Source organism: Kitasatospora sp. NPDC001261 (assembly GCF_042896795.1).
Lineage (GTDB): Bacteria > Actinomycetota > Actinomycetes > Streptomycetales > Streptomycetaceae > Kitasatospora.
In genome coordinates, this window is the sequence record NZ_JBIAXP010000006.1 from 35,617 (window position 1) to 51,040 (window position 15,424).

General features: G+C 74.8%; 9 protein-coding genes. 1 reads left to right on the forward strand and 8 read right to left on the reverse strand.

Features of this window, described 5'->3' with window-relative positions; translation table 11 throughout:
* Positions 1-24: 24 nt before the first annotated feature.
* The 7 genes from ACFY4B_RS09700 to ACFY4B_RS09730 all read right to left on the reverse strand — a co-directional run bounded on the left by ACFY4B_RS09700 (position 25) and on the right by ACFY4B_RS09730 (position 12,620).
* On the reverse strand, positions 25-1,068 hold the full coding sequence (locus tag ACFY4B_RS09700; protein ID WP_074003935.1) for a Rieske 2Fe-2S domain-containing protein: 1,044 nt from the start codon (positions 1,066-1,068) through the stop codon (positions 25-27).
* A 215-nt stretch (positions 1,069-1,283) separates the two neighbouring features.
* Positions 1,284-2,879 carry a glutamine-hydrolyzing GMP synthase gene (gene guaA, locus ACFY4B_RS09705; RefSeq protein ID WP_049659666.1) on the reverse strand — a complete coding sequence of 532 codons (1,596 nt, stop codon included), beginning with the start codon at positions 2,877-2,879 and terminating at the stop codon, positions 1,284-1,286.
* A gap of 999 nt (positions 2,880-3,878) precedes the next feature.
* On the reverse strand, positions 3,879-5,564 hold the full coding sequence (locus tag ACFY4B_RS09710; RefSeq protein ID WP_387967099.1) for a hypothetical protein: 1,686 nt from the start codon (positions 5,562-5,564) through the stop codon (positions 3,879-3,881).
* 342 nt (positions 5,565-5,906) lie between these two features.
* Positions 5,907-7,712, reverse strand: a complete 1,806-nt coding sequence (locus ACFY4B_RS09715; protein WP_049657027.1) for a GMC family oxidoreductase — start codon at positions 7,710-7,712, stop codon at positions 5,907-5,909.
* A 94-nt stretch (positions 7,713-7,806) separates the two neighbouring features.
* The gene (locus ACFY4B_RS09720; RefSeq protein WP_074003938.1) at positions 7,807-9,438 is read right to left on the reverse strand and encodes a succinic semialdehyde dehydrogenase; all 1,632 of its coding nucleotides are present in this window, start codon (positions 9,436-9,438) and stop codon (positions 7,807-7,809) included.
* A 96-nt stretch (positions 9,439-9,534) separates the two neighbouring features.
* Positions 9,535-11,328: a serine/threonine-protein kinase gene (locus ACFY4B_RS09725; protein ID WP_387829519.1), complete on the reverse strand. Its 1,794-nt coding sequence runs from the start codon at positions 11,326-11,328 to the stop codon at positions 9,535-9,537.
* A gap of 161 nt (positions 11,329-11,489) precedes the next feature.
* On the reverse strand, positions 11,490-12,620 hold the full coding sequence (locus tag ACFY4B_RS09730; RefSeq protein ID WP_147409121.1) for a protein kinase: 1,131 nt from the start codon (positions 12,618-12,620) through the stop codon (positions 11,490-11,492).
* A gap of 57 nt (positions 12,621-12,677) precedes the next feature.
* On the opposite strand from ACFY4B_RS09730, the gene ACFY4B_RS09735 reads away from it, so the two are divergent.
* A complete protein-coding gene (locus ACFY4B_RS09735; protein WP_074003941.1) occupies positions 12,678-13,211 on the forward strand; it encodes an SHOCT domain-containing protein in 534 nt (177 codons plus the stop codon).
* A 10-nt stretch (positions 13,212-13,221) separates the two neighbouring features.
* Here the strand turns inward: ACFY4B_RS09735 and ACFY4B_RS09740 are convergent, their stop codons facing one another.
* Positions 13,222-15,222: a protein kinase gene (locus ACFY4B_RS09740; protein ID WP_387967102.1), complete on the reverse strand. Its 2,001-nt coding sequence runs from the start codon at positions 15,220-15,222 to the stop codon at positions 13,222-13,224.
* Between the last annotated feature and the right edge of the window lie 202 nt (positions 15,223-15,424).

Consider the following 15,424-nt stretch of genomic DNA (forward strand, 5'->3'; position numbering starts at 1 on the left):
CCCGCCCCGCCCGACCCTAGGGCGTCAGCTCTGCTGCGGGCCCAGGGTCAGCCGGTCCCCGTCCTTGCTGACGGCGTACCTGGGCAGCGGCTTGACCGCCGGCCCGTTGACCACCGCACCGGTCGCGGCGTCGAACCGGGAGCCGTGGCAGGGGCAGTACAGCTGGCCGTTCTTCGGCGCGTCCACGGCGCAGCCCGCGTGGGTGCACACGGCGGAGAAGGCGCAGTACTGGCCGGCCTTGGGCTGGACGATGTAGACGGCGTCCCCGGTGGCCGGGTCCTTGACCTGGGCCGAGCCGCCGACCGGCACGCTCGCGGCGGGCACCGCGGGGGCCGGGGCGGTGGCGGCCGGGGCACCGGGGGCCGGGGCGCCGGAGGCCGGGGCCGCCGACTGCTTGGGCGCGGCCGTCCGGTCCCGGCCGAAGGTGCGGGTCAGCGAGCCGGTGAGCAGCCCGGCCCCGCCGATCGCGACGGCCGCGATCCCGCCGTCCACCAGGGCCCGGCGCTTGACGTGGTCCTCGCCCAGCCCGCGCTCGCGGTCCCGCCCGGCCCGGCGGGCCAGGTAGCCGTCCACCGACAGGTACGGCGTGCCGGCCAGCAGCAGCGGCGTCCAGGCCATCAGGTAGGCCAGGTCGTTGCCGAGGTAGTACGGCGAGACGCTCCAGCTGACGGTCAGCCACAGGCTGAGGTTGAGCAGGGCGCCGCCGAGCGCGGCGGCCCGGCCCCAGAGGCCGACCAGGGTGCCGAGGCCCACCGCCAGCTCGCCGAAGGCGATGGCGAGCGCGAACAGGGTCGGGTGGTCGAGGGCGGGGCCGAGCAGGAAGGAGATCGGGCTGCCGCCCGCCTTGGCGGCCTGGGTCTGCGAGACGAAGGAGGCCGGGTCGCCCGCTCCGGCCAGGAAGTGGGCGTCGGAGAGCTTGTCGAGGGCGGCGTAGACGAACGTGACGCCGAGGAAGAGCCGCAGGGGCAGCAGCGCGTACCTGGACGCGAGCGCCCTCCGCTGCGCCGCCCGGGCGGCCCGGCCGGCCGCTCCCCCACCGGCCGGCACCGGGTTGCTGGCCTCCGACATCCCTCACACCTTCCCTCGCCGCCCGCCACTCCCTGACAGGTCCGGTCCGCATTCTGCCCGCTCCCGACCGCTTTCGGTGGGAGGTCCCTCCCGGAGAGCGGCGCCCGCACCGCGAAACGGCCGCGCCGTCGCTCCCTTCAGTACGGGAACGACGGCGCGGCCGTTCAGGCATCGGCCTCAGGACGACGAAGCGCCCCGGCGACCGGTGGGAGGGGTCACTCCCACTCGATGGTGCCCGGCGGCTTGCTGGTGACGTCGACGACGACGCGGTTCACGTCGCGGACCTCGTTGGTGATCCGGGTGGAGATCTTCGCCAGCACGTCGTACGGCAGGCGCGACCAGTCGGCGGTCATGGCGTCCTCGGACGAGACCGGGCGCAGCACGATCGGGTGACCGTAGGTGCGGCCGTCGCCCTGCACGCCCACGCTGCGGACGTCGGCGAGCAGCACGACCGGGCACTGCCAGATCTCGCGGTCCAGACCGGCCGCGGTCAGCTCCTCGCGGGCGATCGCGTCGGCGTCGCGGAGCAGGTCCAGACGCTCCTTGGTGACCTCGCCGACGATCCGGATGCCCAGGCCCGGGCCCGGGAACGGCTGGCGCTGGACGATCTCCTCCGGCAGGCCCAGCTCCTGGCCGACCATCCGGACCTCGTCCTTGAACAGCTTGCGCAGCGGCTCGACCAGCTGGAACTGGAGGTCCTCGGGCAGGCCGCCGACGTTGTGGTGGGACTTGATGTTGGCGGTGCCCTCGCCGCCGCCGGACTCCACCACGTCCGGGTACAGGGTGCCCTGGACCAGGAAGTCGACCGACTCGCCGTGCTCGCCGGCCTCGGCGATGATCTCGGCCTGGGCCTGCTCGAACACGCGGATGAACTCGCGGCCGATGATCTTGCGCTTCTCCTCGGGGTCGGTGACCCCCTTCAGCGCGTTCAGGAAGCGCTCGGAGGCGTCGACGACCTTCAGCTGGACGCCGGTGGCGGCCACGAAGTCCTTCTCGACCTGCTCGGTCTCGCCCTTGCGCATCAGGCCGTGGTCGACGTAGACGCAGGTCAGCTGGTCGCCGATGGCGCGGTTGACCAGCGCGGCCGCGACCGCGGAGTCCACGCCGCCGGACAGGCCGCAGATGGCGCGCTTGTCGCCGACCTGCTCGCGGATCAGGGCGACCTGCTCCTCGACCACGCTGCCGGTGGTCCAGGTGGGGGCGATGCCGGCGCCGCGGTAGAGGAAGTGCTCCAGGATCTGCTGGCCGTGGTCGGAGTGCAGCACCTCGGGGTGGTACTGGACGCCGTACAGCCGGGCCTCGTCGTTCTCGAAGGCCGCGACCGGGACCAGGTCGGTGGAGGCGGTGACGGCGAAGCCCTCCGGGGCGGCCGAGCAGGCGTCGCCGTGCGACATCCACACCGAGTGCTGCGCCGGAACGCCCTCGAACAGGGTGGAGCCGCTGCGGGAGACGGTCAGCGGGGTGCGGCCGTACTCGCGGGCGCCGTTGTTGTCGACGGTGCCGCCGAGGGTCTTGGCCATCAGCTGGAAGCCGTAGCACATGCCGAAGACCGGGACACCGGCCTCGAAGATCGCGCGGTCGATCTGCGGCGCGCCCTCTTCGTAGACCGACGACGGGCCGCCGGAGAGGATGATCGCCTTGGGGTTCTTGGCGAGCATCTCGGCGACCGGCATGCTGCTCGGCACGATCTCGCTGTAGACCCGCGCCTCACGCACCCGACGGGCGATGAGCTGGGCGTACTGGGCGCCGAAGTCGACCACCAGAACGGGGTCGTTGTCCGGCGCGGACTGGACGGGAATTGCAGAGGACACAGACGGCCTTCCGGCAGCGGTATCGAGGTGCCCGCGCGTGACCGCCTCCCCGGCAGGGGGGCTGCGGCTGCGGCGGACGGTGTGGGGTGTCTGGACACCGATTCTACCGGGCTGTCCGGTTTCACTCGTCTGCCCGTCCGAACGACCGTGACCGGGCGGGGCGGCGGTTCGTTGCTTCCTACGAACGTACGGCCGCGGCGCGTCCGCCAGACGCGCCGCCCGCCCCCGCGGGGGCACCGCCGTACGGCAGCAGGACCACGCGTGGAGTTCCATCCCAGTCCACCGGCGCACGTGGTGCCGCCGCCCGGCCCGCCGGGCAGCGGCACCGTGGGACCGTGCGCGGGTGCCGCGGCCGGCCAGCAGGGGACAGCGACCCCGGCCGCGACTGGGCCGAGAGGTGGGACGGCCGGAGTCCGGGGACGCCCGGGGCCGGCCGTCGCACCCCCGGTCCGGTCCGGTGCGCGCCCGGGCGCACTCCCCCCTTCACCCCGCGCCGCTACGCGCGTCCCCGTGCGCCACAACCATCCAGACCACTACGCACCGTGATCATCGACGGCGGCCCCGGCAGGAAATGCTCTGTGCCGAACTGTGCCGAACCGGTTGCAGAGCGAGCCCTCCGTCCAGCACGATGCTCGTTGTACGCGGTTCTCCCGGCGCCTCACGGCTCACCGAGGGGGCCCGCGACGGCGTTCTCCGCAGCCGCGCCACGGAAGGCGGCCGCGGTTCCTCAGTTCACGCTCCGTGAGCGTAGGACCGGCGCAGACCTGTGCGCCGAGCCACCGCGCACGGGCGTGCGCGCCCCGCGCGGCCGGCCACCCACGCCGGAGCCGCGCGGCGCGCCCCGAAGCCGACCGACCCGACGGCGCTCCTCCCCCGGCGCCGTCACCCCAGCACCGGCGCGGCCCTGACGCCGAGTGCTGAACGACAAAGGGCCCCGTTCCCCCGCGGGGCCCTTTGCCCTTTCCTCTTCCTCAGGGACGCTCGCTCAGGGGTGCCCGCTCAGGGGTGCTCGCGCCACACGCTCGGGTCGACCGGCTCCTCGGCCGGAGGCGGCGGGACCGCGCCGGGCACCGGCGTCCCGCCGGTCGGGGCGGGCGGCTCCTCGTGCGAGCCGAGCACCTCGCTCACCCCGCCGCCGGGGGCGAACGGCGCGTCCTGCGGCGCGTCGGCCTGCGGCGGCACCCCGTGGCCCGGAACGCCCTGAGCAGGCACCCCCTGAGCCGGAACGCCGTACGGCGGCGTCGCGTACGGCACCTGCGGCGGCACCGCCGGATGGGGCACCGTGCCCCGCCCCGGGGCGAACGGGGACTCGGCGTACGGCACGGCGCCCTGCGGCGCACCCGCGCCCCGGCCGCGGAAGGCCGCCAGCAGCGGCGGCACCAGCAGCGCGCCGGCCAGCGCCCAGACCGCGTTGGCCACCAGCACGCTCACGAAGGCCAGCCCGCCCGACTCCTCCTGGGAGATCTCCATCCGCGCCGAGCCGATCCAGCCCGAGCTGGACGTGGTCCGCGTCATCAGCACGCCGGAGACCGTCATCAGCAGGGTGAGCGCCCCGGCGTGCACGGCGGCCAGGCGCAGCCGGTCGGCCGCGTCCAGCCCCCGCCGGAACGCCACCCGGCCGAGCAGGGCCGCCGAGACGAGCGCGAGCAGCCCGGCCCAGCGCCAGTCGCCGGTCAGGTCGTGCAGGTCGAAGAAGGAGAAGTCGGTCTCGCTGCTGCGGTCGCCCCAGGAGGAGTCGCCGCGGGAGCCGTCGCTGCCGGACAGTCCGGAGTGCGCCCGGAAGGTCGCCCCCGAGCCGAAGCCGAGGAGGTTGAGGCCGAGGTTGGGCAGGAAGGCCAGCGAGATCCCGGTCTGCGCCCCGCTCTCGCTGGTGGCCGCGACCAGGACGAAGGCCGTCACCGAGGACAGCCCGACCGTGACCGCCAGCGCCTGGCCGGCGGCCAGCGCGGACACCGCCCAGCCGCGCACCGCGCGGCTGCGCCAGGCGGCCCAGCGCAGCGCGTCGGTGCCGTGGACGAGGAAGGCCAGCAGGCCGGCCAGCACCGCGGTCCAGGCGACCGCCTCCAGCCAGCCGGAGCCCGCCGTGATCAGCGGTTGACCGGACTTCTGGGCGCCGGAGCCGAAGTCGCCGAAGTAGTCGGGTTTCGCGGCGCGGCCCGAGGGGTTCCATTCGGTGCCGCCGAGCAGCCCGAGCAGTCCGCTCACCGCCGCGAGGACCAGGGCGGTGCGCAGCGCCTCGGCGGCGGCCTGGCCCCGGGTGAGCTGGCCCACCACGGCCTTGCGCCGGCGCAGCCCGGCCCGCAGGCCGAGCCAGAGCGCCAGGCACCACAGGACGGTGACGGTCATCGGCAGCACCCGGAGGGCGATCTCCAGCCGGTCGGTCCGGTCGTGGCCCAGCGGGCTCTGGTACCCGAGCCGGAACGGTGCGCCGAGCGCGTTCAGGGCCATCGACACCGCCGAGCCGAAGCGCTCGCCGAAGCCGGCCGACTGGAACCGGTACTCGTACTGGTAGTCGCTCGGGATCGCCGCGATCAGCGCGGCGGCCAGCAGGACGAGGGTCGGCGCGACGGCCACCTTGACGGCCGGGCGCCAGTCCGCGGCGGTCAGCAGGCGCTGGAAGGCGGGCTGCTTGTCGTACTCCTGCCCGGCACCCCAGCTGCCCAGGGCGGGCGGGACCGCGGCCACCGGCCCGTACCCCGGCTGGGGTCCGTACCCGGGCTGCGGTCCGTACGGCGGCGGGACGGGCGGAGCCGCACCCGGCGGAGGCGGCGGGACGGGCGGGGCGGCGGGCGGGGCGGCGGGCGGGGCGGCGGCCGCCGGGGCAGGGGGCGCGAACGGCCGACCGCACGACCCGCAGGCGGGCGCCCCCTCCTCCGAAGTCGCCCCGCACGATGTGCAGTTGGCCATGGCCCGCGTTCCCCCCGCTCGACGAGTCCCTGGCCGCTCCAGGGAGCCCGTTTATCCCATCGGACCCGAACGGATGTCAACCGGGAACCGGGGCAGGCGGATTGGCCCGTCGGGCCGGTTTCAGCCGCGCTTCTTCGGGACCTCCGGGACGGGCAGCAGCGGCAGCCGCAGCGCGCCGAACGCGCCCTCGGGCACGGCCGGCCGGGCCGGCGCCACCGCCGCCACCCGCAGGTACTCCGCGCCCTGGGCCGGGCGCTGGTCCGCCTCGCCCTTGTTCGGCCACATCGACATGGCGCGCTCGGCCTGGGCGGTGATGGTGAGCGAGGGGTTGACGCCCAGGTTGGCGGAGACGGCCGAACCGTCCACCACGCTGATCCCGGGGTAGCCGTACAGCCGGTGGTACGGGTCCACCACGCCGGTCTCGGGGGCGTCGCCGATCGGGCAGCCACCGAGGAAGTGCGCCGTCATCGGGATGTCGAAGATCTCGCCGACGGTGCTGCCCGGGAAGCCGTTGATCTCGTCGGCCAGCGCCTGGGCGCCCTGTTCCGCCGCCGGGATCCAGGTCGGGTTGGGTTCGCCGTGGCCCTGGCCGGAGGTGAGCCGGGCCTTGCCGAGCGGGCCCTTCTTCAGCGAGACGGTGATCGAGTTGTCCAGCGACTGCATCACCAGGCCGATGATCGTCTTCTCGGACCAGCGGCGCTGGTTCATCGAGCGGGCGAAGGTCACCGGGTGGAGCGCCGTGTTGCCCAGGTAGCGCAGCCAGCGCGGGACCGCCCCACCGCCCCTGACCTGGGCGATGGACAGCGCGCCCATCGCGTTGGAGCCCTTGCCGTAGCGGACCGGCTCGATGTGGGTGTTGGCGTCCGGGTGGATCGAGGAGGTGATCGCCACGCCCTTGGTGAAGTCCGCCTTGCCGCCGTAGCGCCGGTCGGTGGTCTGCGCGCCCACCAGGGCCTCGGAGTTGGTGCGGGTCAGCTCGCCCAGCCGCGCCGAGATCCGGGGCAGGTGGCCGCCGTCCCGCATCCGGTGCAGCAGCGACTGGGTGCCGTAGGTGCCGGCCGCGACGACCACCCGGGCCGCGGTGACGGTCCGCGCGCCCGCCTTCACCCGGTCGGTCCTCGACCGCGCGTCGGTGCGGCGCACGTCCACCGCGTAGCCGCCGCTCCCGTCGGCCCCTTCGATCTCCCGGATCCGGGCCACCGTGGTGAGCGGGTGGATCTCCGCCCCGCCCCGCTCGGCCAGGTACAGGTAGTTCTCGGTGAGCATGTTCTTGGCGCCGTGCCGGCAGCCGGTCATGCACTCGCCGCACTCCACGCAGGCCTTGCGGGCCGGGCCGGCACCGCCGAAGTACGGGTCGGCGACCTCGCTCCCGGGGGCCGCCTTGGCGGTGCCGTCGGTGTCCTCGCCGTCGCCGAAGAAGACCCCGACCGGCGCCATGTGGAAGGTGTCACCGACGCCCATCCGCTCGGCGGCCGCCTTGAGGTGGACGTCGGAGGGGGTGAGGGTCGGGTTGAGCCGGACCCCGAGCATCCGCTGCGCCTGGTCGTAGAACGGCGCCAACTCCTGTTGCCAGTCGGTGATGTGGCGCCACTGGCGGTCCTCGAAGAAGGCCTTCGGCGGCACGTACAGGGTGTTGGCGTAGTTCAGCGAGCCGCCGCCGACCCCGGCGCCGGCCAGGATCAGCACGTTGGCCAGCAGGTGGATCCGCTGGATGCCGTACAGCCCGAGCGCCGGCGCCCACAGGTAGTTCGGCAGGTCCCAGGAGTTCCTGGGCAGTTCGTCCCGGTCGAAGCGCCGGCCGGCCTCCAGGACGGCGACCCGGTAGCCCTTCTCGGTCAGCCGCAGGGCCGCGACCGAACCGCCGAAGCCGGACCCGACCACCACCACGTCGTAGTCGAACTCCGCCGCACCGCCGGACTGCACCATCTGCCACCGCTCCTTCACCGGGTGAACCTGCCTGTGGGTACCGCGAACCGGGCCCCGCCGCAGGTGCGGGGCCCTGGGGCCTGTCTACGGGGGCCTACTTGAAGCGCAGCGCCTTGAGCGCCCGCAGCCCGCCGGTCATCAGGGCGGCGAACTGCTTGTCGTCCAGGCCGAACGAGGGCGCGATCGGCATCAGCCGCTGGGTCGCGACGGTCTGCGCCTCGGTGAAGCGCAGGATGCCCTCGGCGCCGTGCCGGCGGCCCAGCCCGGAGTCGCCCATGCCGCCCATCGGCGAGCCGACCGAGCCGTACGCGGCGGCGTACGCCTCGTTGACGTTGACCGTGCCGGTGCGCAGCCGGGCCGCGACCGCCCGGCCGCGCCGCAGGTCCCTGGTCCAGACGCTGGAGTTCAGGCCGTACGGCGTGGAGTTGGCGGCGGCCACCGCCTCCTCCTCGGTGTCGAAGCGGTAGAGGGAGACGACCGGGCCGAAGGTCTCCTCGGCGCAGACCGCCATCTCCGGGGTGACGCCGTCGAGGATGGTCGGCTCGTAGAAGAGCGGGCCGAGGTCCGGCCGGGCGCGCCCGCCGGCCACCACGGTGGCACCAGCCTTGACCGCCTCCTCCACGTGCCGGCCGGTGGTCTCCAGCTGGCGGGCGGAGACCAGCGAGCCCATGTCCGCGCCGTACGCGAGGCCGCCGCCGAGGCGCAGCGCCCGGGTGCGGGCGGCGAAGCGCTCCAGGAACTCGTCGGCCACCGAGCGGTGCACCAGCAGCCGCTCGATCGAGATGCAGAGCTGTCCGGCGGAGGAGAAGCAGGCCCGTACGGCGCCCGCGGCGGCCGCGTCGAGGTCGGCGTCGGCGAGCACCAGCATGGCGTTCTTGCCGCCGAGTTCGAGCGAGGCGCCGACCAGCCGGGCGGCGGCGCGCTGGGCGACGTCGCGGCCGGTGCGGGTGGAGCCGGTGAACGAGACGTAGTCGGCGTGCTCCACCACGGCGGGGCCGATCACCGGGCCGTCGCCGATCACGATCTGCCACAGGTCGGCGGGCAGTCCGGCCTCGATCAGCAGCTCGCGGGCCCACAGCGCGGTCAGCGCGGTCTGGGTGTCGGGCTTGTTGACCACCGCGTTGCCGGCCACGAAGGCCGGCAGGGCGTCGCCGACGGACAGCTCCAGCGGGTAGTTCCACGGCGAGATGTGGCCGACCACGCCCTTGGGGCGGCGGGCCTCGACGGCGTGGGTGAGCACCGGCAGCGCGCCGCCGTGCCGCTTGTCCTTGAGGTACCCGTGCGCGGCCCGCCCGTAGTGCCGGGCGGCCATGGCGACGGCCAGCACCTCCTCGAAGGCGTGCAGCCGGGCCTTGCCGGTCTCCGCCTGGACGAGGTCCAGCACCTCGTCCTGCCGCTTGAGCAGCAGGTCGTGGAAGCGCAGCAGGACGGCGGCGCGGCGGCGCACCGGCAGCGCGGCCCAGGCCCCCTGGGCGCGGCGGGCCAGCTGGAAGGCGACCTCGACGTCGGCCGGGGTGGACTGCGGCAGGCTGGCCAGCCGTTCGCCAGTCAGCGGGGCGACGGTCTCCACCAGGTCGGGTTCACCGGTGGCGGTGACGCCGGTGGCAAGCCTGGCGACCAGGGACGGCGGGACGGCCGCGGCGACGGTCCGGCCGCCGCCGGGGGCCGCCGGGTTGCCGGCGCCGGAGGGTTCGGTGGCCACTGCGTCTGCTGTGAGGTCCGACATACGGCGCAGCCTAGGCGCTCGGCGGCCGGTCCGGTACCCGTCGGTAACAAGAATCTGCCGCAGTCGGGCGAAAGCGGGCGCCCCCGCCCGACCCGGTCAGCGGCTCGGGGCGAAGTTGTTGAGCACCGCGTAGAAGCGCTGCTCGGCCTCGTTCCACTCGTTGCCCCGGTCCGGGCTGGACGAGTAGATCGCGTAGCTGGTGCCGTCCTGGCTGATGAACTCGGTCTCGATCGCGCGCCGGCGGCCGCCCTCCTTGGCCAGGTAGCTGAACTCCCAGACCGCCGCCTCCTGGCCCTTCACCGCCGTGCCGGCCATCCGGTGCTGCTTGTAGTCCTTGAGCGACTTGGCGACGGTGGCCTCCATCTGCCGCATGTGCTCCAGCGGCTTGACCGACTGGCCGACCGTGACGGCGAACTGGAGGTAGTGCACCTTGCCGTCGGGGCTGTAGTAGATCTGGTTGTCCCCGGCGCTGATCCGCTGCCAGGACGGGGTGCCGTTCGGCAGCGGGAAGCGGAAGCCGGCCGGGTCGTCGACCCAGTGGTAGCCGCTGGGCGGCGCCGCCGCGGGGGTGGCGTCGCTGGTGGGCTCCGGTCCGGTGGACTCGGCGGCGGTCGGCGTCGGGTCGTCGGGGGTGTCGCCGCCGACCACGTGCCGGGTGACCAGGAAGGTGCCCGCGGCGGCCAGCAGGCCGACGGCCACCGCTATGCCGACGATCTTCAGCAGGTTGCGGCGCTTGGCCGGTCCCCGCTCCGGCGCAATGGAGTGCGACACCGGCGCGACGGGACCGGTGTGCGCCCGGGCAGCGTCCTGCGCGCCCCCGGCGGTGTCCGGTTCGGCGAGGACGGGCGCGGCAGGAACAGCGGCGACCGCAGGGACGGCGGGCACAGCAGCGGCAGCGGGGACGGCGGCCCCGGAGGCCTTCGGCTCGGTCGGCTCCTCGGAGCCCTCGGCCGGCTCCGCCACGGCCACCGGGCCCTCGGTGCGGTCCACCACCGGCACCGACCGGGTGGGCGTACGCACCGACGGGACCGACTTCAGGCCCATCGTGTGCCCGGCCCGCACCTCGGCCAGCATCGCGGCCGCCTCGTCCGCGGTGGGCCGCTCGGCCGGGTCCTTCGCCATCAGCGCGGCCAGCACCGGCCCCAGCGGCCCGGCCCGCCGCGACTCCGGCAGCGGCTCGTCGACCACCGCGGCGAGCGTGGTGATCGGCGAGTCCCGCCGGAACGGCGACTGGCCCTCGACCGCCGCGTACAGCGTCGCCCCGAGGCCCCACAGGTCGGAGGCGGGACCGGGCCGCTCGCCCTGGGCGCGCTCCGGCGCCAGGTAGTCCGGCGAGCCGACCAGGTCGCCCGGCCGGGTCAGCTCGGTCGAGCCCTCGTACTTCGCGATGCCGAAGTCCAGCAGCACCACCCGCCCGGTGCCGCGCTCCAGCAGCACGTTGGCCGGCTTCACGTCCCGGTGCAGCACGCCCAGCTGGTGGCCGCGGTGCAACGCGGCCAGCACCTGACTGCCGACCTCGGCGGCGGCGCGCGGCTGCAGGGTGCCGTCCTGGCTGATCACGTCGGCCAGCGAGCGGCCGTCGACCAGCTCCATCACGATCCACGGCCGGCCGTCCTGCTCCAGCACGTCGTGCACGGTGATCACACCGGGGTGCTTGATCCGCGCGGCCGCGCTGGCCTCGCGCTTCATCCGGGTGTGCAGGATCTGCAGGTCCTCCTCGGGCAGGTGGTTGACGGTCAGCTCCTTGACCGCGACCTCCCGGTCGAGCATCCGGTCCCAGGCCCGCCAGACGGTGCCCATGCCGCCCCGGCCGAGCCGCTCGCCGAGCTCGTACCGCCCGGCCAGCAAACGCTCCGCCTCGGCCGCCTCCGGCCGGTCCTGCACGCCCATCTGCGCCCGCTCCCCCACACATTCCGCCTGCCGTCACCGCGACGGAGGGCCTGGTGCAGACCACTGTTCGAACAAATCCCACGCACACATTAGGCGCACCTTGCCGCCCCCGGTAATCACGCCCACCCCCCGGACCGGTGGAACGGAATCCGGGCGGGCCGTCAGCCTGCGAACAGCACCACCGCGACGATTCCCAGCACCAGCAGCACGAACACTCCGCCCACCAGCAGCGGGCCCCACAGGGAGGGGGGTATCCGGGGCGGCTTCGCCCCGCCCCCTGCCCCCAAGTCCCCACCGTTCCGGCCCTTTCGGGCACTCCTCCCAGCCCTGGAGCCGACGGCCCTCCCGCCGCGCCCGCGCGGCACCGCCGGCGTCTCCGGCACCGGCACCGGCCCCCCTGCGGCCCGGCTCCGCTCCTCCGCCTCCCCGTCGACCGGCTCCGGCGCCCCCGCCAGCAGCCCCGCCAGCTCCTCGCGCACCGCCTCCGCCGTCGGCCGCAGCACCGGATCGGGCTGCAACAGCCGCTCCACCAGCGGCGCGAGCGGCCCGCACACCACCGAGGGCTCCCGCCGCCCGTCCCGTACGGCCGTCACCAGCTCCGGCACGTCCCGCTCCGGGTACGGCGAACGGCCGGTGACCAGCCGGTGCACCAGCACCCCGAGCGCCCAGCAGTCGCCCGCCGGGCCGCCGTCCAGCGGCCAACGCTCCGCCACCGGTCCGACCAGGGTCGCCCGCACCTCGTACCGGCGCCGCCCGCCCGGCCCGCCGAGCTCCTCGGCCAGCGCCTCCTCGGCCACCCCGGCGAGCAGCCCGCCGAGCATCGCCGCGCCGTCCTCGCAGACCAGCACCGCCTCCGCGGTCAGCGCGCCGTGGGTCAGCCCGGCCGCGTGCAGCGCCCGCAGCGCCCCGGCCAGGTCCGCCGCCAACTCGGCCGCCCGGTACGGCGGCAGCGGCCCTTCGGCGAGCAGCTCGGCCACCGTCCGCCCGACCGGCCGCTCCTCCACCGTCCACAGCAGCTCGCCCTCGACGAACGCGCCGACCCCGCGCAGCAGCCGCGGATGCGCGACCGGCGCGGTCGAACCGACCGCCGCCACCCGGCGCACCATCCGGTCCGCCTGCGCCGCGGCGGCCGCCTCCGGATCCTGGCCCGCCGTCAGCACCCCCGGCAGCTCCAGGGCGCCCAGCAGCACCGATTCACCGGTCCGCTCGTCCACCGCCTGGGCGCGCAAGGGTTCGGGGCGGTCCGTCAGCCGGTACCGCCCCGCCAGCAACTGACCGGGGCCGCCTCGCATGCCAGTTCCTCTCACTCACCGAGCAGCCTACTGAGCGGCTCCTTTAGGCTCGATCCCATGGACTGGACCGATCTGATCGACACCGCCTTCGAGGCATCCGGGAACAGCAGCAAAGCCAACCAGGCCGAGGCCGTCCGCGCCGTCGAGGCGACCGTCATCGACGGCGAGAAGCCGGTCGCCTCCACCGCCGGGCGCCACCCCGACCACTTCCGCAAGGGAGTGCTCGTGCTGACCACCCATCGGCTGCTCTTCCTGAAGGACGGGAAGCCGCCGGTCCCGGTTCCGCTCGCCGCCGTCACCGACGTCACCGTGACCCGCACCAAGCTCAACGGCGAAGTGCTCCTGGTGGTGGCGCTCAGCGGCTCGCACCGCTTCGAGGACGTGGCCAAGGCCGAGTTCTTCGCCGAGCAGCTCCGGGCCTCCGCCCGGGCCGCCCGGAACGCCCCGAAGGCCGGGCCCGCCGCCACCCCGGTCGAGGCGTCCGCCGGCGAGCAGCTCATCGGCCAGCTGGAACGGCTGGCCGCCCTGCGCGCCTCCGGTGCGCTCACCGAGGACGAGTTCACCCGCGCCAAGCAGCGCCTGATCGGTTAGGGCTGCCGCCCTACGGCGCGGGCTGGAAGCTGTTGAAGACGACGTCCCGGAGCGGGGCCTGGGCGGCCCACTCCGCGTCCGGGACTATCCAGTAGATCGAGTACCCGTACTTGGGCGGGGTCCCGGTCACGAAGCCGCGGTTGAGCGAGTGCATCCTGGGCGTGCCGTTGGTCCACTCCCAGTCCGCCGCGTTGGTCCACTGCCGGTAGGTGATCGCCGCCAGGTTGAGCCGCTGGTAGTTGCTGACCTGACCGCGGACGTTCGGCTCCGAATCCTGCCAGTCCGCGACCGCGCTCGCCCCGGGCGACGTGGTCCACTCGATCCGCAGCTGGCTGCCGTCGGCCGCGTTCTTGAAGATCCGCCGGTTGGCGTCCGACCCGGTCGGCTGCAGACCGTCCGGCAGCACGACGGAGAAGCCGCTCGGGTCCTTGTACTCGTGGTACCCGGCCGGTACGGCACCCGGCGCGGCCGGCGCGGGCTGGGCCGGTGCCGCCGGGGGCTGGACGGGAGCCGCCGGCGCACCGGCGGACTGCGCGGGCGCGTCCGGCGCCGCGGCCGGGTCGCCGGTCGGCTGGGCGGGCGCCGGGGCGGGCGCGGGTTCGCCCGTCGGTGCCGACGTCGGCACCGGCTCGGTACCGGTCGCCCCCGGCGAGGTGGCGACCGCGCTCTGCGAGGCCGCGCCGTTCGCGCCGCCGTCGTCGGTGCCGACCATCCGGACGACCGCCACCACTCCCGCGATCAGCAGCAGCACCACGATCACGGTGGCGATGGCCAGCCGTCGCCGGCCGGTGCGCGGATCGGCCCCGGCCGCCTGGGTCGCGCCCATCGTCCACTCGCTGGTCACCGGCCGGATCGGCTCCGCGCCCGGCTCCTCGGACGGCGTCCCGGCGGGCTCCGCGTCCTGGGCCCGACTCCCGACCCGGACCGTCCCCAGCAGCCCGCCCACCGACCGCTTGCGGCCGTTCCCGGTCTGCTCCGGTTCCTTCGGCGAAGACTCCGAGGGCTCCGCGGACTCCGCCGAGGTCGACGCCGACGGCTCGGACGGCTCCGCGGCGTTCGACGCCTCCGCCGGCCCCGCCGCCTTCGACAGCCCCGACGCCTTCGAGGCCTTCGGCTCCGGCTCCTCGGCCGGCTTCTCCAGCGGCACCGCGTGCTCGGTGGTGGACTCGGCCCGCGCGGTCGCCTCCGCGACCACCCGCTTGAGCATCGACCGGGTCTGCGAGGCGTCCAGCCGCTCGGCCGGGTCCTTCGCCAGCAGCCCCTCGATCACCGGCTGCAGCGGCCCGGCGTTCACCGGCGCGATCAGGTCCTCGGTCATCACCGCGGTCAGCGTGGCCAGCGCCGAGCCCCGGTCGTAGGGCGGCCGGCCCTCGACCATCGCGTACAGCGTGCCGCCCAGCGACCACAGGTCGGCCGGCGGCCCGGGCTTCTGCCCGCGGGCCCGCTCCGGGGAGATGTACGAGGGCGCGCCGACGAGCATCCCGGTCGAGGTGACGGAGGCGTCGCCCTCCACGCTGGCGATGCCGAAGTCGGTGAGCACGACCCGGCCGTCCTCGCCGATCAGCACGTTGGACGGCTTGACGTCGCGGTGCAGGATGCCGAGCGCGTGCGCCGCGCTGAGCACGCCCAGCACGTCGAGCGCGATCTCCGCCGCCCGGGCGGGGGCCAGCGGCCCGTCCTCCCGGACCACGTCGGCCAGCGAGCGGGACTCGACCAGCTCCATGACGATCCACGGCCGGTCGTCCTCGTCGACCACGTCGAAGACCGTCACCGCCGAACTGTGCCGGATCCGCGCGGTCGCCTTGGCCTCGCGCAGCGTCCGGGTGATCAGCCGGTGCTTCTCCTCCTCGTCGACGCTGGCGTTCATCCGCAGTTCCTTGACCGCGACGGTCCGGCCCAGCATCTCGTCCTCGGCGCGCCAGACGGTGCCCATGCCGCCGCGCCCGAGCACGCCGTTCAGGCGGTAGCGGCCGGCCAGGAGGCGGCCGGTGGAACCCTGCGCCTGGGTCATTCGGAACGTTCCCCCATGTGCTGCTGGCGGTCGTGGTGACGGCGCGTCGGCCCGACCTGGGGCCCGGACGCCCAAGCCTCCATCATCTCCTGTCCGGAGGGCCCGCGACCACCCGGCCCCCGCATCGAGCCGGTACGAACCGGAACGGAGGCGGCGCTCCGTGCCCGATCTGTGATCGAAAACTCGCCAAGATCTGTCCGGA